Source organism: Arthrobacter sp. Hiyo1, assembly GCF_001263615.2.
Classification (GTDB): domain Bacteria; phylum Actinomycetota; class Actinomycetes; order Actinomycetales; family Micrococcaceae; genus Arthrobacter.
On sequence record NZ_DF952470.1, the window covers coordinates 593270 to 598418 of the forward strand.

3 protein-coding genes and 2 pseudogenes are annotated in these 5149 nt (G+C 64.0%); 3 read left to right on the forward strand and 2 right to left on the reverse strand.

Going from position 1 to position 5149, the window contains the following annotated elements; genetic code table 11:
* The coding region (gene rlmB, locus AHiyo1_RS11615) for a 23S rRNA (guanosine(2251)-2'-O)-methyltransferase RlmB (RefSeq protein WP_059388668.1) at positions 1-805 on the forward strand (805 nt) is incomplete at its 5' end.
* A gap of 236 nt (positions 806-1041) precedes the next feature.
* On the opposite strand, the gene AHiyo1_RS11620 is transcribed toward rlmB, so the two are convergent.
* A complete protein-coding gene (locus AHiyo1_RS11620; RefSeq protein ID WP_059388669.1) occupies positions 1042-1854 on the reverse strand; it encodes a carbon-nitrogen hydrolase family protein in 813 nt (270 codons plus the stop codon).
* 282 nt (positions 1855-2136) lie between these two features.
* On the opposite strand from AHiyo1_RS11620, the pseudogene glgX reads away from it, so the two are divergent.
* Together glgX and AHiyo1_RS11630 are read left to right on the forward strand one after the other, a co-directional pair.
* Positions 2137-4244: pseudogene (glgX, locus tag AHiyo1_RS11625) on the forward strand (glycogen debranching protein GlgX).
* Positions 4245-4249: 5 nt separating this feature from the next.
* Positions 4250-4609, forward strand: a complete 360-nt coding sequence (locus AHiyo1_RS11630) for a barstar family protein (protein ID WP_059388670.1) — start codon at positions 4250-4252, stop codon at positions 4607-4609.
* A 49-nt stretch (positions 4610-4658) separates the two neighbouring features.
* Here the strand turns inward: AHiyo1_RS11630 and AHiyo1_RS11635 are convergent.
* Positions 4659-5149: pseudogene (locus AHiyo1_RS11635) on the reverse strand (DUF3417 domain-containing protein); the annotation flags it as partial.

Below are 5149 nucleotides of genomic sequence, written 5' to 3' on the forward strand. Positions count from 1 at the left end.
CCGCTCCAACCCGGGCGCCCGCTCGGGCCCCAAGGGCCGCGCTACCGAGGAAGTGGTCACCGGACGCAATTCCGTGGTGGAGGCACTTCGCGCCGGAATCCCCGCGAAGGCACTGCACGTTGCCATCCGGATCGAGATGGACGACCGCGTCAAGGAATCCCTCAAACTCGCTGCCGAACGCGGCATCCCGCTGCTGGAAACCGGTAAGCCCGAGCTTGACCGCATGACCGAAGACGCTGTCCACCAGGGCCTCGTGCTGCAGATCCCGCCGTACGAATACCAGGACGCCTACGACCTCGCCGAAGAGACGGTCGCCAAATGGAAGAAGGGGTACATCCCCAACGCGCCCCTCTTCGTTGCGCTCGACGGCATCACCGACCCCCGCAACCTGGGCGCCATCATCCGCTCCGTTTCCGCCTTCAGCGGCCACGGCGTGATTGTCCCCGAGCGCCGCTCCGTCGGTGTCACCGCTTCGGCTTGGAAGACCAGCGCAGGCGCGGCGGTCCGCGTTCCCGTGGCCCGGGCATCCAACCTGAACAACGCCCTCAAGCAGTTCAAGCAGATGGGTATCTTCGTGTTGGGCCTGGACGGCGACGGCGATGTCTCGCTGCCGGATCTCTCCTTGGCCACCGATCCCGTGTGCATTGTTGTGGGTTCCGAGGGCAAGGGCCTCAGCCGCCTGGTCCGTGAAAACTGCGACCAGATCATCTCCATCCCGATCGACTCCGCCATGGAATCGCTCAACGCCTCTATGGCAGTGGGCATCTCCCTGTACGAAGTCTCAAGGCAGCGCGCGGCCAAGTAGCCGATTGGGTGGCGGCCCAGCCGCCGGCCAAATACCGACGCTCGCTCACTTATGTGGTGTTTCCGACGGACGCCCGCTCACTTAGGTGAGCGGGCGTCCGTCTATTTACCGCCAGATGTGAGCGGGCGTCCGTCTATTTACCGCCAGATGTGAGCGGGCGTCCGTCTATTTATCCCCAGATGTGAGCGAGCGTCCTTGTTTTTGACGCCAGATGTGAGCCAGCGTTGCCGTTACCTTCAGAAGTCGCGGCGGTTCGCCAGGACCGGGAGTTTGACCCGCGCGTCCTCGACGACGGCGGCGTCCAGTTCCGCGAACAAGAGGCCGGGTTCGGCGTCGAGCTCTTCCAACACGTTTCCCAAGGGGGACACGACGACGGAGTGCCCCACTCCGGTGGGTGCCGCACCTTTGGGTTCACGGCCCTGGGTCACTGGATCGCCCTGACCGCACGCAAGGACGAAGGTCGTGGTGTCGAGAGCCCGGGCCCGCGCGAGCAGCTTCCACTGCTCCGCCTTCCCCGGTCCGGCTCCCCAAGAAGCGGACACGATATTCACATCGGCTCCGCGCTCGGCATTGGCCGTGAAGAGCGCCGGGAATCGGATGTCGTAGCACGTGGCCAGGCCAAAGGTGAGGCCACCGGCGTCGAACGTCGCCGGATCGGTGCCGGCGTCGACGGTGTCGGATTCCGCAAAGCCGAACGCGTCGAAAAGGTGGATCTTGTCATAGCTGGTGTCCACTCCGGGCCCGGTGGCGAGCAGGGTGTTCCGGACCTTGCCGTTGCTGCTGCCGTCGGAGGCCACTCCAGGGGTGAACATTCCGGCCACGATCACGATCCCAAGATCCTGGGCGATCTTCCGCACTCGGCTGGCCCATGGCCCGTCCAGGGGCTCGGCGATGTCGAGCAGGGAATTTCCGAACGCCCGCATGGTCGCTTCCGGGAACACCACGAGCTCGGCGCCGCCCTCCTTGGCCCGGCGCGCGTAGTCTTCCAACAGGACCAGGTTGTCTGCCAGCTCGCGGCCGCTGATGAGTTGAGCAAGAGCGATTCGCACGATTACCTCCACATTGGTGTATAGCCAAAGTATGCAACGACCGCGCCGAGGATACGAACTCATCCGCGTGCGCGCGGGCGTCTTCCGCGCAACCGACACAATCCGCTCCAACGACCGATTTCACGAAAAGCGCAACGGGCCGGGGGAGATGACGTTTCAGCAGGTGAGCAGCTTGTTTGCGCTCCCGGGGGCCGTCGGTTTGGGTCCGACCGGAGGATGCGGGCACTGTCATATGGGCCGTGGGCAAGGGAGAATTGGCGCTGGAGACTAAACTCTCAACTAATGGTTATGCCGATTTTTGACACAGCATCTACAGTGGACGCCTCGCGGCCGTCGCCGCTCGGGCTCAGTGTTCCGCTGCCCGGGAAATCCGACCGCGACACCTCCTCGCCGGACCGGGTCAACGTCGCTGTATGGGCCCCCGGACTCACTCGAGTCGAAATCGCCTACAAGGCCCCGGGCGACTCCTGGAAAGTCCACACGCTGCCCAAACTCGAGGACGGCGTGCACCACGGGATCGTGGACGGGCTTCCGCTCGGCACCCGGTACGGCTTCCGGGCAGCAGTCCACGAGGACACACTTCCACTATCTGTGCCTGCTCCGGACTTTGACGCCGACGACGCCGAGCAGCTCTTGCTGGATCCCTACGGTCGGGCGGTGCACCAGCGCGGAGAACTGCTGACCTCCGTACGGATGGACTCGGCTTTCGATTGGGGCGACGACCGTCCGCTGCGCACGCCGTGGCGGGAGACTATTGTCTACGAGGCACACGTCCGCGGCCAAAGCATGCTGCATCCGGATATCCCCGAGCACCTCCGCGGCACCTACGCGGGCATGGCCCACCCCGCCATGATCGAGCACTTCCACTCATTGGGAGTCACGGCTGTCCAATTGCTTCCCATCCACTTCCACATCGACGAGCAGCACCTGCAGTACTTGGGCCTCACCAATTATTGGGGCTACAACACAGCAGCCTTCTTTGCGCCCCACTCGGACTACGCCACGCAGGCAGCCCAGCAGGCCGGGCCCCACGCCGTCCAGGATGAATTCAAAGGCATGGTGAAGCTCCTGCATGCCGCCGGGATCGAAGTGATCCTCGACGTCGTCTACAACCACACGGCGGAAGGCGGCCCCGACGGCGACACCCTCAGTTTCAGGGGCCTCGGCGAGCAGCGGTATTACCGCCACGATGCCCACGGCCGCTACCTCGACACGACGGGCTGCGGCAACACCCTCAATTTTGCGGAACCGAGGGTAGTGGATCTGGCCATTGAATCGCTGCGCTATTGGGCGGAAGAATTCCACATCGATGGCTTCCGTTTCGACCTTGCCGTGACCCTGTGCCGCAATGCAGGCAACGAGTTCGATCCTGAACATCCTTTCCTGAAGCGCATCGCGGAGGACCCGGTGATCTCCAAGACCAAGCTCATTTCCGAGCCGTGGGATGTGGGCTACGGTGGCTGGCAGACAGGGCGGTTCCCCAAGGGATGGGTGGACTGGAACGATCACTTCCGCGACGGAGTGCGCCGCTTCTGGCTCTCTGACCGGGGCGCTGCCGACGCCGGGATGTCCGGGGGAAACGTGGGGTCTTGGCGGACGCCTTGACTGGCTCAGCCCGGGTCTTTGAACCCTCTGGGCGCTCAAGGCTCGCCTCCCTCAACTTCATCACCGCCCACGACGGTTTCACGCTTGCCGACTTGGTGTCCTACGACCGCAAGCACAACGAGGCCAACGGCGAACAAAACCGCGATGGCCACAGCGACAACCGCAGCTACAACCACGGATTCGAAGGACGAACGGAGAACGAGAGGATACTCGCGGCCCGTGCCCTTTCGAAACGGAACCTCATGACTACGTTGATGATCTCCATCGGCGTGCCCATGATCACCGCCGGCGACGAGCTTGGGCGCACACAGCAGGGAAACAACAACGCCTATTGCCAGGACAACCCCCTGACGTGGATCGACTGGACCCAGACACCCGAATCGCACGACATGCTGCGGAGCACCAAACGGGTGATCCGGCTCCGCAAGGAGTTCATGCAGGCCCAGGACGCGGGCTTCCCGGACAAGGGGACGGGCCTGGACTGGTTTGATGAGGAAGGCCAGCCCATGACGGCGGCCCGTTGGCACGATCCTTCCCTGCGGGTTGTGCAACTCCTGGTGAGCTCGGAGGGCGGCGCCTACCGCGGCTTGCTCGTGATCAACGGGAACAAAGACGATCAGAAGGTCGTCCTGCCCAAACTGGTCGCCGAATCCGGTGCCGGCAGCCGGATGTTCGAACTAAGACTGACGACGTCCGAGCTCAATGACCGCAGGCAGGGCGCGCTGGTCGCGGCAGGCGAACGGGAAGTCGTCCAAGGCAACACCATCAACGTCTACCGCACCTAGGAACCATGAAAATCTATTCCGCAGACACGTGGACACTCGAAGAACTACAGGAACAAGTGTCCGACGCCGGCCGCCGGACCGTGATGGTGCCGCCGGCCGCAAACAAGGAGGCCGTCCTGGAAGTGTTCGGCCAGGTGCTCGATTTCCCCGAGTACGACGGCGTGGACCTGGATGCGCTCAACGATTCACTCCACGATTTCGCAGACAGTGTGTCCGAGGACGAGCAACCACCCGTCACCCTGATTTGGCAGGTGCCTGCCGTCTACCGAACGGACCGGTCCTTCGGGTTGGTCTGCGAAATCCTCCAGGACGCCGAGTTCTACTCCGGGCGGGACCTCGCTGTCATAGCGATCTTCCAGCAGTAGCGCGACCGGGCGGGCAGGGCCCGCCCGGTTAGCCGCTACGCGTTGACGATCAGCCCAGTTCGGCCTTGGAGGCCAGGGAGGGGTGTTTCGGGAAGACCCGGACGGTGTAGCCGAAGGACCCGGAGCGGTTGATCAGGATGGACCCGGTGAACAGGTGGCGCCCGTTGCCAAGGTCCTCGAACGAGCTCAGTTCGGCCACGGTGATGTCCTCCAGCTCATCGCTTTCTTCGGCCCGCCCATAGGCCACCTCGACGCTCACATCGTCCGGTGTCAGCGTATGGAGGGCGATGTAGGCGTTGACCTGGAGGGTGTCGCCGATCTGGGGCTCCTCGGAGACGCCGATGGAATCGACGTGTTCCACGATCAGCTGTGGCCAGGCGGTGCGGACCTTGGTGGTCCAGGCCGCGAGTTCCTTCGCTTCCTTGAACGAGCCGGCCACGGCGCGCCGTCCCGACTCGGCCGCGGGGCGGTAGAGGGTGTTGACGTAGTCCTGGAGCATGCGGTCGGCCGAGACGGCGGGGCCGAGGTGGGCCAGGGTGT